13 protein-coding genes, 1 tRNA gene and 1 pseudogene are annotated in these 16692 nt (G+C 73.6%); 6 read left to right on the top strand and 9 right to left on the bottom strand.

All coding sequences use genetic code 11. The annotated features are described in order from the left end of the window. Window positions 1-24: 24 nt before the first annotated feature. Complete coding sequence (locus ACFVH0_RS18090) at window positions 25-1893, bottom strand: putative bifunctional diguanylate cyclase/phosphodiesterase (protein WP_385821254.1); 1869 nt, start codon at window positions 1891-1893, stop codon at window positions 25-27. Between the two features lie 409 nt (window positions 1894-2302). Between ACFVH0_RS18090 and ACFVH0_RS18085 the strand changes: the two genes are divergently transcribed. Next, window positions 2303-3517 (top strand): M6 family metalloprotease domain-containing protein, encoded by a 1215-nt coding sequence (locus tag ACFVH0_RS18085; protein ID WP_385821252.1) that lies wholly within the window; start codon window positions 2303-2305, stop codon window positions 3515-3517. A 59-nt stretch (window positions 3518-3576) separates the two neighbouring features. On the opposite strand, the gene ACFVH0_RS18080 is transcribed toward ACFVH0_RS18085, so the two are convergent. The 7 genes and pseudogenes from ACFVH0_RS18080 to ACFVH0_RS18050 all read right to left on the bottom strand — a co-directional run. After that, window positions 3577-3650: transfer RNA gene (locus tag ACFVH0_RS18080), tRNA-Lys, on the bottom strand. Next, window positions 3641-4357 (bottom strand): hypothetical protein, encoded by a 717-nt coding sequence (locus ACFVH0_RS18075; RefSeq protein WP_385821250.1) that lies wholly within the window; start codon window positions 4355-4357, stop codon window positions 3641-3643. Before ACFVH0_RS18075 ends, ACFVH0_RS18080 begins: the two co-directional genes overlap by 10 nt. A 164-nt stretch (window positions 4358-4521) precedes the next feature. After that, window positions 4522-4863 (bottom strand): hypothetical protein, encoded by a 342-nt coding sequence (locus ACFVH0_RS18070; RefSeq protein ID WP_385821248.1) that lies wholly within the window; start codon window positions 4861-4863, stop codon window positions 4522-4524. 113 nt (window positions 4864-4976) lie between these two features. Continuing rightward, the gene (locus tag ACFVH0_RS18065; RefSeq protein ID WP_385821246.1) at window positions 4977-6311 is read right to left on the bottom strand and encodes an AAA domain-containing protein; all 1335 of its coding nucleotides are present in this window, start codon (window positions 6309-6311) and stop codon (window positions 4977-4979) included. Next, the gene (locus ACFVH0_RS18060; protein WP_385821244.1) at window positions 6308-7918 is read right to left on the bottom strand and encodes a hypothetical protein; all 1611 of its coding nucleotides are present in this window, start codon (window positions 7916-7918) and stop codon (window positions 6308-6310) included. Before ACFVH0_RS18060 ends, ACFVH0_RS18065 begins: the two co-directional genes overlap by 4 nt. Further along, window positions 7909-9141, bottom strand: coding sequence for a hypothetical protein (locus ACFVH0_RS18055; RefSeq protein WP_385821242.1), 1233 nt, complete (start codon window positions 9139-9141; stop codon window positions 7909-7911). The genes ACFVH0_RS18060 and ACFVH0_RS18055 overlap by 10 nt, the downstream gene beginning before the upstream one ends. 181 nt (window positions 9142-9322) lie before the next feature. Beyond that, window positions 9323-9973, bottom strand: a pseudogene (locus ACFVH0_RS18050) (phosphatase PAP2 family protein); the annotation flags it as partial. A gap of 268 nt (window positions 9974-10241) precedes the next feature. Here ACFVH0_RS18050 and ACFVH0_RS18045 point away from each other — a divergent pair. Continuing rightward, a complete protein-coding gene (locus ACFVH0_RS18045; protein ID WP_385821240.1) occupies window positions 10242-10838 on the top strand; it encodes a histidine phosphatase family protein in 597 nt (198 codons plus the stop codon). Between the two features lie 11 nt (window positions 10839-10849). Here ACFVH0_RS18045 and ACFVH0_RS18040 read toward each other — a convergent pair whose 3' ends face one another. After that, window positions 10850-12199, bottom strand: coding sequence for a tetratricopeptide repeat protein (locus ACFVH0_RS18040; RefSeq protein ID WP_385821238.1), 1350 nt, complete (start codon window positions 12197-12199; stop codon window positions 10850-10852). A gap of 244 nt (window positions 12200-12443) precedes the next feature. Between ACFVH0_RS18040 and ACFVH0_RS18035 the strand changes: the two genes are divergently transcribed. From ACFVH0_RS18035 to ACFVH0_RS18020, 4 genes are all read left to right on the top strand, one after another. Continuing rightward, window positions 12444-12887 carry a hypothetical protein gene (locus ACFVH0_RS18035; protein ID WP_385821236.1) on the top strand — a complete coding sequence of 148 codons (444 nt, stop codon included), beginning with the start codon at window positions 12444-12446 and terminating at the stop codon, window positions 12885-12887. A 110-nt stretch (window positions 12888-12997) separates the two neighbouring features. Further along, complete coding sequence (locus tag ACFVH0_RS18030) at window positions 12998-13933, top strand: spermidine synthase (protein ID WP_385821234.1); 936 nt, start codon at window positions 12998-13000, stop codon at window positions 13931-13933. A gap of 117 nt (window positions 13934-14050) precedes the next feature. Further along, the gene (locus tag ACFVH0_RS18025; RefSeq protein ID WP_385821232.1) at window positions 14051-14755 is read left to right on the top strand and encodes a response regulator transcription factor; all 705 of its coding nucleotides are present in this window, start codon (window positions 14051-14053) and stop codon (window positions 14753-14755) included. Further along, window positions 14752-16200, top strand: coding sequence for a sensor histidine kinase (locus tag ACFVH0_RS18020; protein ID WP_385821230.1), 1449 nt, complete (start codon window positions 14752-14754; stop codon window positions 16198-16200). The genes ACFVH0_RS18025 and ACFVH0_RS18020 overlap by 4 nt, the downstream gene beginning before the upstream one ends. The last annotated feature ends 492 nt before the right edge of the window (window positions 16201-16692 follow it).

Here is a 16692-nt window from a genome sequence, read left to right as displayed (position 1 = left end):
AGGAGCGCGCCGGCTCCGGTGGTGTCAGTGCTTCATCGGGCGGGCGCCGATCAGCTCGGCGATCCGCTCCGGGGCGACCGCGCGCGAGTACAGCCAGCCCTGCCCGGTGTCGCAGCCGATCCTGCGCAGCCGTTCCGCCTGGCCGGCCGTCTCCACGCACTCCGCGGTGACGGTCAGGCCCAGCCGGTGCGCCAGCTGCACCATCGCCTCGACGATCGTCTCGTCGGCCGGGGAGGGGTGGGCGCCGTCGTCGTAGCGGAAGCCGCGCACGAACGAACCGTCCAGCTTCAGCACCGAGACCGGCAGCCGGCTCAGATAGGCGAGGTTGGAGTAGCCGGTGCCGAAGTCGTCGATGGCGATCCGCACTCCCATCTCGCTGAGCGACTGGAGGGCCTGGATCGGCCGGCCCGCCGAGCCCATCACCGCCGACTCGGTCAGCTCCAGCTGGAGCAGCGAGGGATCGAGGCCGGTCTCGGCGAGGATCTCCGCGACATCGGTGACCAGGTCGGAGTCCCAGACCTGGCGCACGGCGACATTGACGCTGATGAACAGCGGCGGATCGGCGGGGTGTTCCAGCTGCCAGCGCCGGGCCTGGCGGCAGGCGGACTGGAGCACCCACCGGCCGAGCTGGACGATCGAGCCGTCCTCCTCGGCGATCGCGACGAACCGATTCGGCGACAGCATGCCGAACTGCGGATGGTTCCAGCGGACCAGGGCCTCCACCCCGCGCACGACCCCGTCGGCCATGCCGACCAGCGGCTGGTACTCGATGGTGAACTCGCCGCGCTCCACGGCGGGGCGCAGCGTGGACGAGAGCGTCTGCCGGGTCATCCGGTGGGCGTTTCGCTCCGGGTCGAAGACCGTCCAGCGGGCCTTGCCGTCCGCCTTCGCCCAGTACAGCGTGGTGTCGGCGGCCTGCATCAGGCCGGTGGCCGAGGTGCCGGTCACGGCCCGCTCCACCACCCCGATCGAGGCGGAGACGGAGAGCCGGTGCCCGGCCAGGTCGAAGGGCTGCTGGAGCGCGGCGAGGACCGTGCGGGCCAGGTCGGTGAGCTGCTGAGTGCCGGTCGAGTCCTCGACCAGGATCGCGAACTCGTCGCCGCCGAGGCGCGCCACGAGATGGGCGCCGTCACGGTGCGGGCCGCCCTGGGCCGCGCAGTCGGTGAGCCGGGCGGCGACGGCGGCGAGCAGCCGGTCGCCGATCCGGTGGCCCATGGTGTCGTTGACCGCCTTGAAGCCGTCCAGATCCAGGTAGCAGAGCCCGACCCGGCCGTGGCCGGAGGTGCCGTCGTCGTACGGCGAGGTCTCCAGGACGGCCGAGAGCCGTTCGAAGAACAGCGTCCGGTTGGGCAGCCGGGTCACCGGGTCGTGCATCTGAAGATGACGCAGCCGTTTCTGCAGCTCGCGCCGGTCGCTGATGTCCGAGACGGAGAGCAGCATCCGGCGGGGCCCGGCACCGTCGGATGCACCGGCCTCCTGCTCCGGCATCGGTACGACGGTGACCTCGGCCCACAGCGCCCGCCCGTCGGGGTGCTTGAGCCGGTGGGTGCGGCGGAACCGTGAGCGCCGCCCGTGCAGCACCTCGCGGTACGCGTGCCAGGTGCGGCCGTCCGCCGCGAGGTCGAGCAGATCCGCCGCGGACTGGCTGGTCAGCGCCGCGGCGGAGCTGCCGAGCAGGACGCCGAGGGCCTCGTTGGCGGTGACGACCAGGCCCTCGTGATCGACGACGGCCATCGGCAGGGTGGCGGCCAGGAACGCGGCCCGGTAGCCGTGCGGCTCGGTTCCACCGGCCCCGGCGGGCGACCACGGAGTGTGACGTTCCGTGGTCGCCGGTCCTGCGGAATGCCTGGGTGTGCCCGCCGTGGGCCCGGGCCCTTCGGAGGTTCCGCTCACCGTTCGCTCCCGCCGTGCAGTTCTGTCCTGAACAGGTGTGGCCGGACTGGCCCGCCGCGTGGAACGCCTGGGTCGGAGGCGGAAACCACGCGGGAAAGCCTGGTGAAGCATAGAGGCTGGTGCGTCGGCCGTTCCAGCGCCCGACCCTTCCACGCCCCGCGTGCGCCCCGCATGGGTCATTCACGCGTGGTTCCGATTTGCCCGTAACCGATCATTTCCGAGTGATTGTGTTCCCCTGCGGTACCTCGATGATCGATTGTGACTTTCCGTGAGGGTGAGGGCCCCGGTCGGCCGCTTACTCGACTGGGGCAGCTCAACAGGACGAAAGCCTCGAACCACCACAGGGTGAGTGGGTGACCGCAGTTCGCTCCCGGAGGTGGATGTGCCGCGCCAGCGCAGGACCGGGGGAGTGGAGAGACCGAGCCTGCGCGGTGTGGCCGCCGCCGCGACCTCCCTCCTGGCGCTCGTCGCCACCTCCCTCGTCGCCGGGCCCGCCGTGGCCGCCACCGGAGAGGCGGGCCCCTGCGCCCTGCCCCGGACCGAGGCGCACCACTCGCTCGGCGTCAGCGACTGGAACGGCGCCTACCCCCGGCCCGACCACCCCCTCGACGCGGTCATGGTCTTCCTCTCCTTCCCGGACCACCGTCCCGCCGCCGACCCCGCCCAGCTCACCGCCGACTACTTCCCCGCCACCGGCCAGTTCTTCCGGCGCGCCTCGTACGGCAAGTTCGACCTTCGCCCGCACCCGATGCGGCAGTGGCTCCAGATGCCGAAGACGTCCGACCAGTACGCCATACGGCGTGACTGGGACAACGAGCGCCGCAGCAGCTATCTGCGCGACGCCGTCGCCACCGCCGATCCGAAGGTCGACTTCTCCCGGTACGACATCGTCTATCTGGTCGCCGACCCGGACGCCCCGGGCGTCGACTCCGACGCCACCAAGGTCGTCAACTTCGACCAGCCGCTGCGCGCCGACGGCACGGACATCCGCCGCGTCGTCACCGTCTTCGAACAGCACCCGCCGGACCGCAATGTGCTGGCCCACGAGACCGGGCACGTCTTCGACCTGCCGGACCTCTACCACCGGCCGTCCGACGGCAAGGGCGACTGGGACACCTACGTCGGCGACTGGGACGTGATGGGCAGCCAGTTCGGACTCGCGCCGGACTTCTTCGGCTGGCACAAGTGGAAGCTCGGCTGGCTGGACCGCAGACAGGTGATCTGCGTCCAGAGCAACCGGGACATCACCCTGGAGCCCATGGCCGCCGCGCCCGAACCCGGCGCCTCCATCGGCACCCGGCTCGCGGTGATCAGGACCGGCGAGGACAGCGCCGTGGCCATCGAGGCCCGCAGCGCCACCGGCAACGACAGCACGACCTGCACCGAGGGGGTCCTGCTCTACCGGGTGCGCAACGAAACCCCGTCCGGCGGCGGCCCGGTCGAGGTCCTCGACACCCACCCCCACACCGACGCCTGCTGGGACCGCTCGGTCTACGCGCCGCTCGCGGACGCCCCGCTGCGGGTCGGTGAGACGTACAGCATCCCCGGCGGGCACACAAAGGTCGAGGTCGCCGACCGGACGCCGTCGGGCGCCTGGACCGTCCGGATCACCACCGGAACATAGGGCCCCGCCCCGGGAACGAAGAAGCCCCCTCGCTCTCGCGAGGGGGCTTCTCCCGTCTGTGCGCCGCCAGGGACTCGAACCCCGGACCCGCTGATTAAGAGTCAGCTGCTCTAACCAACTGAGCTAGCGGCGCCTGCTGACGTCGTAGACATTAGCATCCGGATCGGCGGTAGGAAAAATCGAATTCCTGGCCGCCGACGAGGGCGCCGACCTGGTCACCCGCACACAGGCCCAGAGCAGCACATCGGGCCCCGGCAGCCAGGGGCTGCGGGTGTCGGGGGCGACCAGCCAGCGGGGGCCGGGCGTGGTGGAGGTGCAGGTCAGAGGCGGGACGGTCACCGCGTCGCCGGTGCCGTGACAGAGCAGCGGCGGCACCTTGCTGTCCCCGTCGCCCTCGTCGTCGTGCCCGCGCGGGCCCATGGCGGCCCGGGGCTCGGGGCCGCCGCCCCACTCCTCCCAGTCGAGCAGCGAGGGGAGCCGCTGGGCGGTGCCGGGCGAGGCGAACAGCAGCATCCGGCCGCGGTGCGTGGCCACCGGTCCGGAGCCGGGGCCGTCGGACCACAGGTGCTCCAGCATCCGGCGCCCGAACAGGGTGGGCACGTTCACCACGTCGAAGGCCGACCCGCACGGCAGCACCCCGGGCGAGGAGGGATGCGCCTCCCACTGGGCCAGGGTGGAGCGGGGGTACGCGGCGGCGCCGGCCAGCCAGGCGGCACCGGCCGCCGTGACGTGAGCCGTCTGGTTGGTGGCCTGGTTCCGCAGAACGGCGAAGACATCGGCGCCGTGGTGGGAGGCGTCGCCGTGGTGCAGGGTCGAGTTGTCGGGCAGCCATGCGGTCATACGGGCATGTCTACCTGGAGTGATCGAGCGGATTCCGAGAGTTGCCGGAAACCGGGACAGGCCGGGGTGGAGAGGAGTATCTTGCGCTCGGGCATATGCCACTGGTTCTACCCGGAGTCAGGACCGGGCGGGCCGGGCGGCCCGGCCCCGGGTCCGTGCGACCGTCAGGGCGCGGAACCGCCCAGCAGGCTCCGGCCGAATTCGACCATCTTCTTCGCGTAGTCCTCGGTCCACTCCGCGCGCCGCGCGATGTCCGCGGTCGTGAGCCGGTCGAACCGGCGCGGATCGGCGAGCTGGGCGGCGGCGATCGCCTGGAACTCGACCGCGCGGTCGGTCGCGGCCCGGAACGCCAGGGACAGCTCGGTGGCGCGGGACAGCAACTCCTTCGGATCGTCCATCGACTCCAGATCGAAGAAGTGCTCGGGATCGGCGACGGCCGCCGACGGCTCGAAGAGCAGGGGCGCGGGGCGCAGCCGCTGCCGCTCGTTCCGCTCGGGTTGTGGCATGTGGTGTTTCCTCCTTGGGTGGGCCCGATGGCCACCCTCCATTGTCCAACGTCCCGCAAGAGGGCCCGGAGGGGCGGTCACGGGCACCGGCGGTCCATGAGCCGGCGCGGCGGTCACGGGCGCCAGGCCACCCGGTGCTCCGCCAGGTGCGCGAGCACCGCGTGGTTCGCCTCCCAGCCGTCCGGGAACTTCACCGTGACGCCCAGCTGGACCGGCTCCGTGGACGGGTGTTCGTCCAGCAGCTCGGTGACGCCCGCCCGGCACACCACGATGCAGGCGTGCCGGTGGCGCGAGGCCAGCACACAGAGCCGGCCCGTCTCCAGGTGGAAGGCGGTGGCGTCCGGGCGGCCGGAGAGCGGGTGCAGGACCACCGTCACATCGAACTCGCGGCCCTGGAGCCGGTTGGCGGTGTCCACCGCGACGCCCGTCACACCCAGCTCCGCGAGCGCCGCCCGTACCGCCGCGGCCTGGTCGCGGTGGGCGGTGCCGACCGCGACCCGGTCCGCCGTCACCGGAACCGGGTCGGGGGAACGCTCGCTCGTCGCCGCGCCGCCCCGGTCCAGCAGCCGGCGCACCACCAGGGCCAGCGCGCGTACCGCCTCCGGGTCGGTGCGCGGGGTGTGCCTGGCCGGGAGCTCCAGCAGGCCCCAGCCGGACTCCGCGGCCTCGTCCAGCACCCGGTCGGGGGCCGAGCCGTCGGAAGCGACCCCGAACGACAGCCGCCGGTCACCGTGGTCCGTACCGCTGCGGAACGGGGTGTACGGGTAGAACGCGTCCGAGACCAGCGGCGCGGCGGACGCGGGCAGCCGCCACGACACCGGCAGCCGGTGCTGCGGCAGTTGGGGATTGTGCGCGAGCAGCGTGGAGACCGCACTCGCGGACGGGTCGTACGAGAGCCCCGCCCACTGGTCCGCGCCGACGATCGAGAACGGGTCCAGCTGGCCCGGGTCGCCCACGAACAGCGCCCGCTCGAAGAGCCCCGCGACGGCCAGCAGCGCGTCCGAACGCATCTGGTACGCCTCGTCCACGATCGCGTGGCCCCACGGCTCGACGTTCTTCACATGCGCCCACTTCGCGGCGGTCGAGATGACCACGTCGAGCCCGGCGAGATCGCCGGCCTTCGCCGACTTCCGTACGTTGGCCAGGCCGTCCAGCACCTTGTCGTACGGGTCCGTGTCGTTGCTGTGCAGCCGGCCCACCGGCAGCCCCGGGTCCTTCTCGGCCAGCCGGACCACCAGGTCGTCGACCTGGGCGTTGGTCTGCGCGACCACCATCAACGGATGCCCGGCCGAAGCGAGTTCGAGCGCGGCGCGCACCACGAGCGTGGACTTGCCCGCGCCCGGCGGGGAGTCCACCACGATCCCGCGCGACGTACCGCGCAGGGTGTCGGCGAGGATCGCGTCGGTCGCCCGCGCGGCCTGGGCGCCCGGGTCGAATACGGCCGTCACAGAAGGTCCTCCGCGGTCATGGGATCGGGGCTCTCGGCATGCCCGGCGGCGGCGCCCGGCGGGCCGCCGTGCGTCCAGGGCGTCTCCTCCGGGTCCGGCAGCTTCGGGCCGCCGCGCTGATCGTGCTCGAAGAGCGTCCAGGCGATCCGGTCACCCGGCTCGGGCACCGAACCCGGGGCCGGCTCCTTGCTCCGGCCCATCCGGTCGGTGATCCGCAGCACCAGCCGGGGCGCGCCCCCGTCCGCCGGCTCGGCGTACTCCACGAACTCGGCGGTCTGCGGCTTGCCGTCCAGCGAGCGGTACACCTTGGTGCGCTCGCCGAGGTGCGGGCGCTCGTCCGTACGGACCGTGACCAGCGGGCGCGGTGAGGGGCGCTTCGACTCGCTGTACGCCATCACCACCTCCGTCACCTCCGCGACGAACGCCTCACCGGCCAGCCGCCGCCCGGCCAGCACCAGCGGATCGTCCAGCGCCTCCTGGGCCTCCAGCTGGGCCTGGGCCGTCTCCCGCGAGGCCAGTTTCTGCGCCGCCGTCACCGCGTCGTCCCGGCGCGGCTGCGGCGGCTCCCCGGAACGCACCCGGTCCCGGTGACCGGTGAACGACCAGCGGTCCCTGGTCCAGCGGTCCTCGGACCTGGACCCCTCGGGGAGCTCCCTCAGCAGGTCGAGCCCCCGCCACACCGCGTCCCACGTCGGCCGCATCACGCCGGCCAGCAGCGCCCGGATCTCCCGCTCGGCGGCGGTCAGCTCACCGAGCCGGGCATCGGCCGCCAGCCCGTCCTCGGCGGCCGCGAGCGAGGTGCGCGCCCGGTCGTACTTCTCGATGGCGGGCGCCAGCAGCCGGTTGTCGAACGCCGGGTCGGTGGCCGGACCGGCCGGCGGGCACAGCAGCTGCCCGCCGCCGTCCCGGTCGAGCTCCGCACGGAGCGCCGCCGAAGCCCCCGACTCGCCCGCCGGGGCGTCGATCCAGGCCAGCAGCGCGCCCAGATGCTGATCCTCCAGGCTGCTCTGCCCGGTCGCCCAGTGCCGGTTCAGCAGATCGGTCGCGGCGAGCAGCAGCGAGGAGCCGGGCACCCGGGCCCGCTCCCCGTAGTGCGTCAGCCAGCGGCCCAGCAGCGGAACCCGGGCCGGGGCGGGATACGGGGTGTCCGGATCGTCCTCGGCCGTACGCCGGAACCGCATCGAGCGGCCCAGCAGCCGTACGAACTCGATGCCCGCCCGGCTCGGCACGATCAGCTGCGGCGCGTCCGCGCACAGCTCGACCTCGACCTTGGCCTTCTTCCCGGTCTCCGGATCGGTCTCGTTGCGCTCGGCAGGCTCGACGACATCCTCGTACGCCTCGATGTGCGGCAGCACCGCCTCGGCCAGCTCGGCGAGGAACGCGAACCGCAGATCCCGGTCGCGCGGCTGGGAGACCGCCAGCAGCCTGGGCGCCTCCCGGTCCGTCCCGACCAGCGCGCCCAGCGGGGCGCCCGCCTCACCGGCCGTGGTCAGCGGGACCAGGACCAGCGGCCGGTCGGTGAGATGGCGGTGCCGGACCGTCGCCATCGGCTGCGCCCGGCCGCTCTCCACGGCCTCCAGCCGGGCCAGGGTGCTGATCAGCGACATGCCGGACCGCCCTCCAGCGCCTCGGCGCGCAGGGCCGCCGCGCGCCGCAGGGCCGCGACCGTCGGGTCCGCCGGGTCGCCCTCCTTGCCCGCGGCCGCCGCCAGCACCTCGCCCACCGTGGTCAGCCCGCCGAGCTCACCGCGCACACTCCGCCCCAGCGCCTCCACCGCACCGGCCGCGCGGGCCTTCGCCCGGCAGTGGAAGGCCAGCTCGCAGGCGGCCAGGCACTCCGGGGCGTACGCCGCGCCGACCGCCTCCACCGCGGCGTCGAGCTGCGGCCGGGGGCACTCCGGGTCGAAGGTGGTGCCCTCGGGCAGGGCCGCCGCGATGTCCTCGATCCGGGTCAGCCTGGTCAGCTGGCGGCGGGTGACCGCGCGCTGCTTGCGCACGTCGACGACCGAGGCGGTGGGCAGGTTGGAGAAGTCCTTCGGGCAGACCAGCAGCACCCGGTGGCCGACCTCGGCGCCCTCGGTCAGCTCCGCGATCCGCTCCAGCGCCAGCACGTAGACGGCGGACTGCCGGGCCGCCGCGCCGACCTTCGCCGCGTCGGCCGAGCCGTCGACCATGGGGAAGGACTTGATCTCGACGACCGTCCATGTGCCGTCGGGGTGCACCGCCACCGCGTCCGGCTCCAGATAGGCGGGGGAGCCCGCTACCTCCAGGGCCAGCATCGGGTGGTCCAGCAGCGCCCAGCCGCCCGCCGCGGTCGCCTCCCGCAGCGCCAGCGCCGTACGCGCGGCGCGGCCCTCCGGGCCCGCCGCGGTCAGATCCGGCACCGAGACCTCGTCCGGTGCCGGGCCACCGCCGCCGAGGCGCTCGTACAGCAGCCGCATCAGCTCCGTACCGCCGTCGGCCTTGACCCTGGCCTCGAAGGCGTTGCCCCGGACGAAGGCGAACTGCGACTGCCCGAAGGGGGCCGGCGAACCGAGCGCCGCGGCCAGCGCGCCCTTGTCCACCCCGGCGCCGTCCAGCAGGGCGCGGCGCCGGCAGCCCGGGTTGGCGGCGAGGGCGGCCAGCGCGCGGGCGTCCAGCGGACGCGGTGGGACGGCCGGTCCCCGCAGCTCAGCGAGCCGCTGCCGGAGCGTCGTCGCCGGCCGCTCCCGCTCGTGCGCGGGCGCCGGGATCGGTCCGGGGTGCGCGACCGGCCGAGGCGTCTGCGTCGGCCGATGCCGCGGCGTCGGTGGAGTCTGCGGAGGTGGTCCGCTGGCCAGGGATTCGCTCACCCGCGGAAGTCTTGCATCCGGCACTGACAATCGGGGACTTCGCGTCCGGGGCGATCCGCGGGAAGCGGGCTCCGACCCGGTCCCTGATCCGGTCCGCGAGACGCATCACGGGCCGGGCCAGCAGGGCTCCGACGCCCATCACGGCGGCGCCCGCGACCGCGTCGAGGAGGTAGTGGTTGGCCGTGCCCATCACCACGAACGTGGTCATCAGGGGGTAGGCGATGCCCGCGGCCCGGACGTACGGGTTCTTGCTGTGGCGCCAGAGCAGGATGCCGCACCAGAGCGCCCAGCCGACGTGCAGGCTCGGCATCGCCGCGTACTGGTTGGTCATTCCGCCCATGCCGCGCGGGGCGCTGGCCTCCGTGCCCCACCAGCCGTACGAGCTGTACTGGGCCATCGTGTCGACGAAGCCGTACCGGGCCTCCAGCAGCCGGGGCGGGCAGGTCGGCAGCAGCGTGAAGCCGATCAGGCCGAGCAGTGTGGAGGTCATCAGCCAGGTGCGGGCCCGGCGGTACACCTCCTGGCGGCGGCGGAAGAGCCAGATCAGGACGGCCGGGGTGACGAGGTAGTGCAGCGACGCGTACGCGAAGTCGGAGGGTATGCCTATCGAGGGGTGCGCGGTGAGCAGCCGGTTGAGCGGATGTTCGAGGTTGATGTGGAGCGTCTTCTCCAGGCTCAGGATGCTCAGGCCGTGGTCGATGGCGGTGGACACGTCACCGCGCGCCACCAGCCGGCCCGCCGAGTAGGCCCCGTACACCAGGGCCAGCAGTGGCAGCTCGGTCCACCAACGGGGCCTCGGGCGCGGCACGGGTGCGGTGCTGGCATGCTGCATCCGGAAGCTCTCCATCATGTGTTCATGCGACCGACGGCGGGCGTTCAACCGTACGGTGTGGATCGGTCGGGGTTCCCCGGGGGTCCTTTCCGGAGCCCCCGTGTGCGTGGGACCGACCGGCAGTCGGTCCAAAGATTTCTCCGCGCAGAGTGGGACGCCCGTCGGGCCCCGGAGGTTGCCTCGCGATCATGTGCGAGATGATGGGAAAACCGGATGATCCGCCTCGTCCCGATCTCCGGTCTCAGATCTCAGTTCAGGGAGAGCCGTCATGGCACCGCGTATCCTGCTCGCCCGCCACGGCCAGACGGAATGGTCCGTCAAGGGCAATCACACCGGCAGGACGGACATCCCACTGCTCGACACCGGCCGTGCGGGCGCGAAGCTCCTCGGCGAACGGCTGCGGCGCGGGCCGTGGGCGCAGCTGCCGGGCCTCGAAGTGCGCACCAGCCCGCTGCTGCGGGCCAGGGAGACCTGCGAGATCGCGGGATTCGGGGACCGTGCCGAACCGTGGGACGCGCTCATGGAGTGGGACTACGGGGCGTACGAGGGGATGACCCCGGCCGAGATCAAGGCGATCCGTCCGGACTGGTTCATCTGGCGCGACGGGGTGCCGGAGGGCGAGACCCTGGCCGAGCTGTCCGCCCGCGCCGACGAGATCGTGGCATGGGCCCGCTCGGCCGACCGCGATGTGCTGGTCTTCGCCCACGGCCACATCCTGCGGGCGCTGGGCGCGCGGTGGCTCGGCGAGGACGTGTCGTTCGCGGCGCGCGTCCGGCTCGATCCCACGTCGCTGTCGGTGCTGGGATGGGCCTACGGCGCGCCCGCGATCGAGCGCTGGAACGACACCGGCCACCTGGACCGGTAGACCGGACGCCCCTACGTGGCGGCCCCGGTCAGCTCCGCGTACCGCTCCAGGAAGCCCCGCACCTCCGCCACGCCCCGCTGCGGCATCAGCACCCCCGTCGCCTCCGCCAGCATTGACCGGATGCGGGTCGACCGGACGCGGTCCAGCAGGTCCAGCACCTGATGGCCCGCCGCGGCCGCCTCCGCGGCCCGGCCCGCGCGGGCGAGGTCCCAGGTCAGCTCGGTCCGGTACAGCGCCAGATTCCGGGTGAAGTGCGGGTCCTGGAGCCGGGTGGCCCGCAGCGCGTGCCGGGCCGCCCGTTTCCAGTCGCCCAGCGCCGACCAGCACTGCGCCTCCAGCATCTCCAGCTCCGCCTCCCGGAAGAAGCTCATCCACTCCGGATCGGCGTCGCGAGGGCCACGCCCGAACGCGGTGTGCGCCCGGCCGATCGCCCGTTCGCAGCCGGTACGGTCCCCGAGCCCGGCCCGGCCCCCCGCCTCGCGCAGCGCGAGCAGTGCCAGCAGCCGGGGCGAGCCCAGCGGCTGGGCCACCCGCTGCCCGGCCTCCGCCGCGCGCACGGACTCACGGGGCCGCCCGGTGTCCCGGGCCAGGAACGAGGTGTTGCAGAACGCGTGCGCCTCCAGCGCCGCGTCGCCGGCCACCCGGGCCGTCGCGAGCGCCTCCGCGTAGTGCGAGCGGGCGTCCTCGAACCGGCCCGAGTCATGGGCCAGCCAGCCCACCGAGATGGCCAGTTCGCCCGCTCCGGCATGCAGCCGGTCGACCGTGGAGCGCCTGGTGGCCGTCCCGGAGTCGAGCAGCGCGTACGCCGCCCGCAGCGGCCCGGACGCCCTGCGGTACAGGCCGTCGCCGCCGTGCCGGTCGTCGAGCAGCCGGATCTGCCGCACCGCCTTCTCGACGGCGCCGACCTCTCGCTCGCCGACCCGGCGCGGGTCGGGCGGGGCGGCGGCCGCGGCGGATGTGCCGCCCGGGCCCAGGGTCGCGGTCGCCATCGCGGTGGTGCCGCTCGTCATGAATACGCGACGCAGCACGTCGCTCTCCTCGTCGGTGTCGCTGTGGAGCGTAGGGGGCGGTGGGGTTTCGGCGGTGGCCCGCGCCGCCCGGCCGCGCACGGTTTCGCGCGGCGAGAAGCCCAGGTCCGCCAGGGTCGTCCCGGGGAACATGTGCAGGAAGACCCGCTCGTACGCGTAGTTGGGGCAGCGGATCTCCCCGGACTCCACGCGTCCGATGTACCGGGCGTCGCACGCGACCTGCTCACCGATCTCGCGGGCGGATCTGCGTACCGCGGCAGCGAACTCCCCGGCGGAGCGCTGTCCGCGCAGCCGCCGGAAGGCGAGGTTGGGAACTGCCCCTGTCGACACCATGGACCGGAACCTCTCTTCCGCAGCCGGGGTTCCTGCTTCCGGGTGTCCCGGCGGAGCAAGAACGTACCTGCTGTGACGGGTCACACACGGAGCGATTTCCGTCAAATCAGTGCATCTCGCCCACGATCCGCCATGAACTGCCACCCTTTGCGGCGGCGTGGCACCGTAGCCCTTGACGCAGTCGGCGCGTTGGTCCATGCGGAGACGGAAACCGGCTCCGCCCGGCGATGAGAGGAGAGGTCCCTTGTTGCATCCCGGCACGGAGACCGACGCACGGACGACTGCGACGACCCCGGCCGCGACGGGTGCCACGGCACCCGCATTCACGGAAGGCCACGGGGCCGAGCCCTGCGACCTGGTGACCGTCCCGGCCCGCCAGGGCCTGGAGGCCGTGGACATCCTGCGCCGGGACACCGAGCAGGGCATCGGCCCGGTCCTGCACGACGGCACCTGCGACACCCTCGGCTTCCTCGTCCCGCCGGGGACCGCCGAGGCATGGGACGTACCGGGCAGCGCCTGCACCCGTACCGCCGGCCGCGGGCTGCGCATCCCCGCCGAGCCGCCGGTCACCGGCAGCGGCTGGCTGCTGCCGCCCGAGGACGACGCCCCGGTCACCGACCCGGCCGTGCTGCGGGCCGCCCTCGACCAGGCGGCCCGGCTGATCGAGGCGGCCGACAGCTGCCGCTGAACGCCGGCTGCCCGGCCACGCGCCCATAATGGGCAGGTGGGCGGGTTTCCCCGGCACGGCCGGTTCCATGCCGGCCCGGAGCGAAGAGCAGTGAGCAGGCACGAGCAGCGGTGGCACGTCGAGGAGGGTCGGGCGGGGGCGCGGGCGCCCGTAAGCGGTCCGACCGCAAGGCCGAGAACAGGACCGAACGCGGTGCCGGGCGCGCCGGACGCAGGACGGAACCCCTCGCCGAACCGGTGGACGGCTCCCTCGCCGAGCTGGTGCCGGACCGGGAGCGGCCGCGCGCCTGGACGCTGACGCTGGACGGCGCCCCGCAGTCCCATGTGGACCTGGACGACCCCACGTTCCTGTCCTTCGAATACCAGCGCCGGATCGGCCACATCGCCGATCTCGTCGCACCTCCCGGACAGCCCCTGCACGTGGTGCATCTGGGCGGCGGCGCCTTCACGCTCGCCCGCTACATCGCCGCGACCCGGCCCCGCTCCACCCAGCAGGTCATCGAGGTGGACGCCGCACTCGTCGAACTCGTACGCCGCGAACTGCCGTTGGACCCGCAGGCCAGGATCCGGGTCAGGGCCACCGACGCCCGCGCCGGGCTCGGGAAGCTCCAGGACGGCTGGGCGGATCTCGTCATCGCCGACGTCTTCAGCGGGGCCCGTACCCCCGCGCACCTCACCAGCACCGAATTCCTCGCCGAGGTCCGCCGGGTCCTGAAACCCGGCGGGAGTTACGTCGCCAACCTCGCGGACGGGCCGCCGCTGACCCATCTGCGCGGCCAGATCGCCACCGCGGCCACGGTCTTCCCGGAACTGGCGCTCGCCGCCGACCCGACCGTGTGGCGCGGCCGGCGCTTCGGCAATGCCGTGCTGCTCGCCTCGGACCTGCCGCTGAAGGTCGCGGAACTGACCCGCCGGGTGGCGACCGATCCGCATCCCGGACGCGTCGAACACGGGCGGGCGCTGGCCGACTTCACCGGCGGCGCGGCCCCGGTGGGCGACGCGGACGCCAGGCCGTCCCCGGCGCCGCCCCCCTCGGCCTTCGGCTGAGCGGCAGACGTACGCGTTCTCGTCGCAACCGGCACATCCTGCACCATCGGGCCGCCCGCTGTCGCGTCACCCCCGCGGGCGATACCGCCGGCCCCCGGATGGCGTACGGTGCCGCCCATGGCAAGTGTGCTCGTGGTCGAGGACGACCAGTTCGTACGTTCCGCCCTCATCCGGCACCTGACCGAGGCGTCCCATACGGTGCGGAGCGTGGGCACCGCGCTCGAAGCCCTGCGCGAGGTCGCCCACTTCCGCTTCGACGTGGTCATCCTCGACCTCGGGCTGCCCGACCTCGACGGCGCCGAGGCGCTGAAGATGCTCCGGGGCATCACCGACGTACCGGTGATCATCGCGACCGCGCGGGACGACGAGAGCGAGATCGTCCGGCTGCTCAACGACGGCGCCGACGACTACCTCACCAAGCCGTTCTCGGTGGAGCACCTGTCCGCGCGGATGGCCGCCGTGCTGCGCCGCTCGCGCGCCGCCGGGAGCGAGGCGCCCCCGCCGAGCGTCATCCGGGTCGGCGGGCTCGCCATCGATCCGCTGCGCCGCCAGGCCGAACTGGACGGCGCCGCACTCGACCTGACCCGCCGGGAGTTCGACCTGCTCGCCTTCCTCGCCGGCCGGCCCGGGGTCGTCGTGTCCCGCAAGGAACTCCTGGCCCAGGTCTGGCAGCAGTCCTACGGCGACGACCAGACCATCGACGTCCATCTCTCCTGGCTGCGCCGGAAGCTGGGGGAGACGGCCGCCCGGCCGCGCTATCTGCACACCCTGCGCGGCGTCGGCGTGAAGCTGCAACCACCCGTCCAGGAGCAGCCTGCATGAGATGGGCGCTGGTCAAGGTCTGTCTCGCCGTCACCGCGATGGTCGTGGTCGCCTTCGCCGTGCCCCTCGGTCTCGTCGTCAAGGAGATGGCCCGGGACCGTGCCTTCTCGGACGCCGAACGGCAGGCCGCCACCATGGGCCCGACGCTCTCCATCACCACCGACCGCAATGAACTCGAAACCGCCGTCCTGACCACCGAACCGGGCGGCGCGGGCCGGATGGCCGTGCACATCCCCGCCGCCGACGAGGCGGACAGCCGGCCGCTGGAGATCGGCACCGGGCGCGCCACCCGCGAGGACCTGGAGACCGTACGGCGAACGGGGCGCGCCTCGATCACCGAGGTGCCGGGCGGCTCCGCGCTGCTCCAGCCGACCGCGCTCGGCTCCAGGGACAACGCCGTCGTCGAGGTGTTCGTGCCCGAGGACGAGGTCTCCAACGGCGTCGCCACCGCCTGGCTGGTCCTGGCCGGCGTCGGCGCCGCGCTGATCGTCGGCTCCGTCGCGGTCGCCGACCGGCTCGGCGTACGGATGGTGGAGCCCGCCCAGCGGCTCGCGGGCGCCGCCCACGACCTGGGGGAGGGCCGGCTGGGCACCAGGGTCGCGGAGGAGGGCCCGGCCGAACTGCGGTCGGCCGCCGCCGCGTTCAACTCCATGGCCGACCAGGTCATCCAGCTCCTCGCCAACGAACGGGAGCTGGCCGCCGACCTCTCGCACCGGCTGCGCACCCCGCTCACCGTGCTCCGGCTCAACGCCGCCTCGCTCGGTGAGGGACCGGCCGCCGAACAGACCCGGGCCGCGGTCCAGCAGTTGGAGCACGAGGTCGACATCATCATCAGGACCGCCCGCGAACAGCGCCCGCAGAGCCAGATACCGAGCGGCGCGGCCGGGGCGGGCTGCGACGTCTCCGAGGTGATCCGGGACCGGATGGCGTTCTGGTCGGCGCTCGCCGAGGACGAGGGCCGCGAGGTGCGCCTGGCCGGGGTGGAGCGGACGGTACGCATCCCGGTCGCCAGGTCCGAACTGGCCGCCGCCCTCGACGCGTTGCTCGGCAACGTCTTCCGGCACACCCGGGAGGGAACCGCCTTCGCCATCGATGTGCACCACAGCGGTGACGCGGTGATCGTGCTGGTCTCGGACGCGGGCGGCGGGATCGCCGACCCGGCGGCGGCCCTGGCCCGGGGCGGCAGCGGCAGCGGCAGGGGCGGGGCGCGGGGCGCGGTGGGGTCGACCGGGCTCGGCCTCGACATCGTCCGTCGGGTCGCGGAGTCCACCGGCGGCGATGTGCGGATCGGGCGCTCGGTGCTCGGCGGCACGGAGGTGCGGGTCTGGATCGGCCTGGACGGGCGGCGGCCCGAACGGGACCGGCGCGGGCACCGGGTGGGGCGGCGGCGACGCGGAGCGACGCGCCGGAACGTGGCGCTCCGGTTCCGCTCCGGGAAAGCCTGACCCCCGGCCGGCGGGCCCTACCCGGCCTCTGCCCCGGCCTCACCCGGCCTCTGACAGGGGTCACCCGGCCCTTCCCGGCCTCACCCGGCCTCTTACAGGGGTCACCCGGCCCTTCCCGGTCTCACCCGGCCTCTGACAGGGCTCACCCGGCCCTTCCCGGCCTCACCCGGCCTCACCCGGCCTCTGACCGGGTCTTTAAAGGCCGCCGATGCGCTCCTTAAGGCGTCCATAAAAAGTCCGGCCGAGGCCCGGAGAGCGGCATTTGCCGGTTCCGCCGCGGCTAGCGTTCTTCTGGAGTCCCCGACCACCGAATCACTGACCACGCGTACGAGCAGGCCCCCGCCCCAGGGCCGCGACTGTCCTTCGCACTCCACCCCCAGCCCGCGCGCCCCGGCCGGCCCACTCCCCCCGACCGGCCGGGGACGCGCGCCCCTTCCACCCCCGGCGACGCGCCGTCACGGACTGCGTGGGACAGTCCTCGGCCCGCCCCGG

Origin of the sequence: Streptomyces sp. NPDC127117 (genome assembly GCF_042677325.1) — a bacterium.
Lineage (GTDB): Bacteria > Actinomycetota > Actinomycetes > Streptomycetales > Streptomycetaceae > Streptomyces.
Note: the sequence above shows the minus strand (reverse complement) of the source record. Positions and strands in the feature narration are given on the sequence as shown.

Coding starts and splice junctions, on each gene's coding strand:
- ACFVH0_RS18075 (WP_385821250.1), bottom strand. CDS start 4,357: ATGACCGCATGGCTGCCCGACAACTCGACCCTGCACCACGGCGACGCC.
- ACFVH0_RS18025 (WP_385821232.1), top strand. CDS start 14,051: ATGGCAAGTGTGCTCGTGGTCGAGGACGACCAGTTCGTACGTTCCGCC.
- ACFVH0_RS18040 (WP_385821238.1), bottom strand. CDS start 12,199: ATGGTGTCGACAGGGGCAGTTCCCAACCTCGCCTTCCGGCGGCTGCGC.
- ACFVH0_RS18070 (WP_385821248.1), bottom strand. CDS start 4,863: ATGCCACAACCCGAGCGGAACGAGCGGCAGCGGCTGCGCCCCGCGCCC.
- ACFVH0_RS18045 (WP_385821240.1), top strand. CDS start 10,242: ATGGCACCGCGTATCCTGCTCGCCCGCCACGGCCAGACGGAATGGTCC.
- ACFVH0_RS18060 (WP_385821244.1), bottom strand. CDS start 7,918: ATGTCGCTGATCAGCACCCTGGCCCGGCTGGAGGCCGTGGAGAGCGGC.
- ACFVH0_RS18020 (WP_385821230.1), top strand. CDS start 14,752: ATGAGATGGGCGCTGGTCAAGGTCTGTCTCGCCGTCACCGCGATGGTC.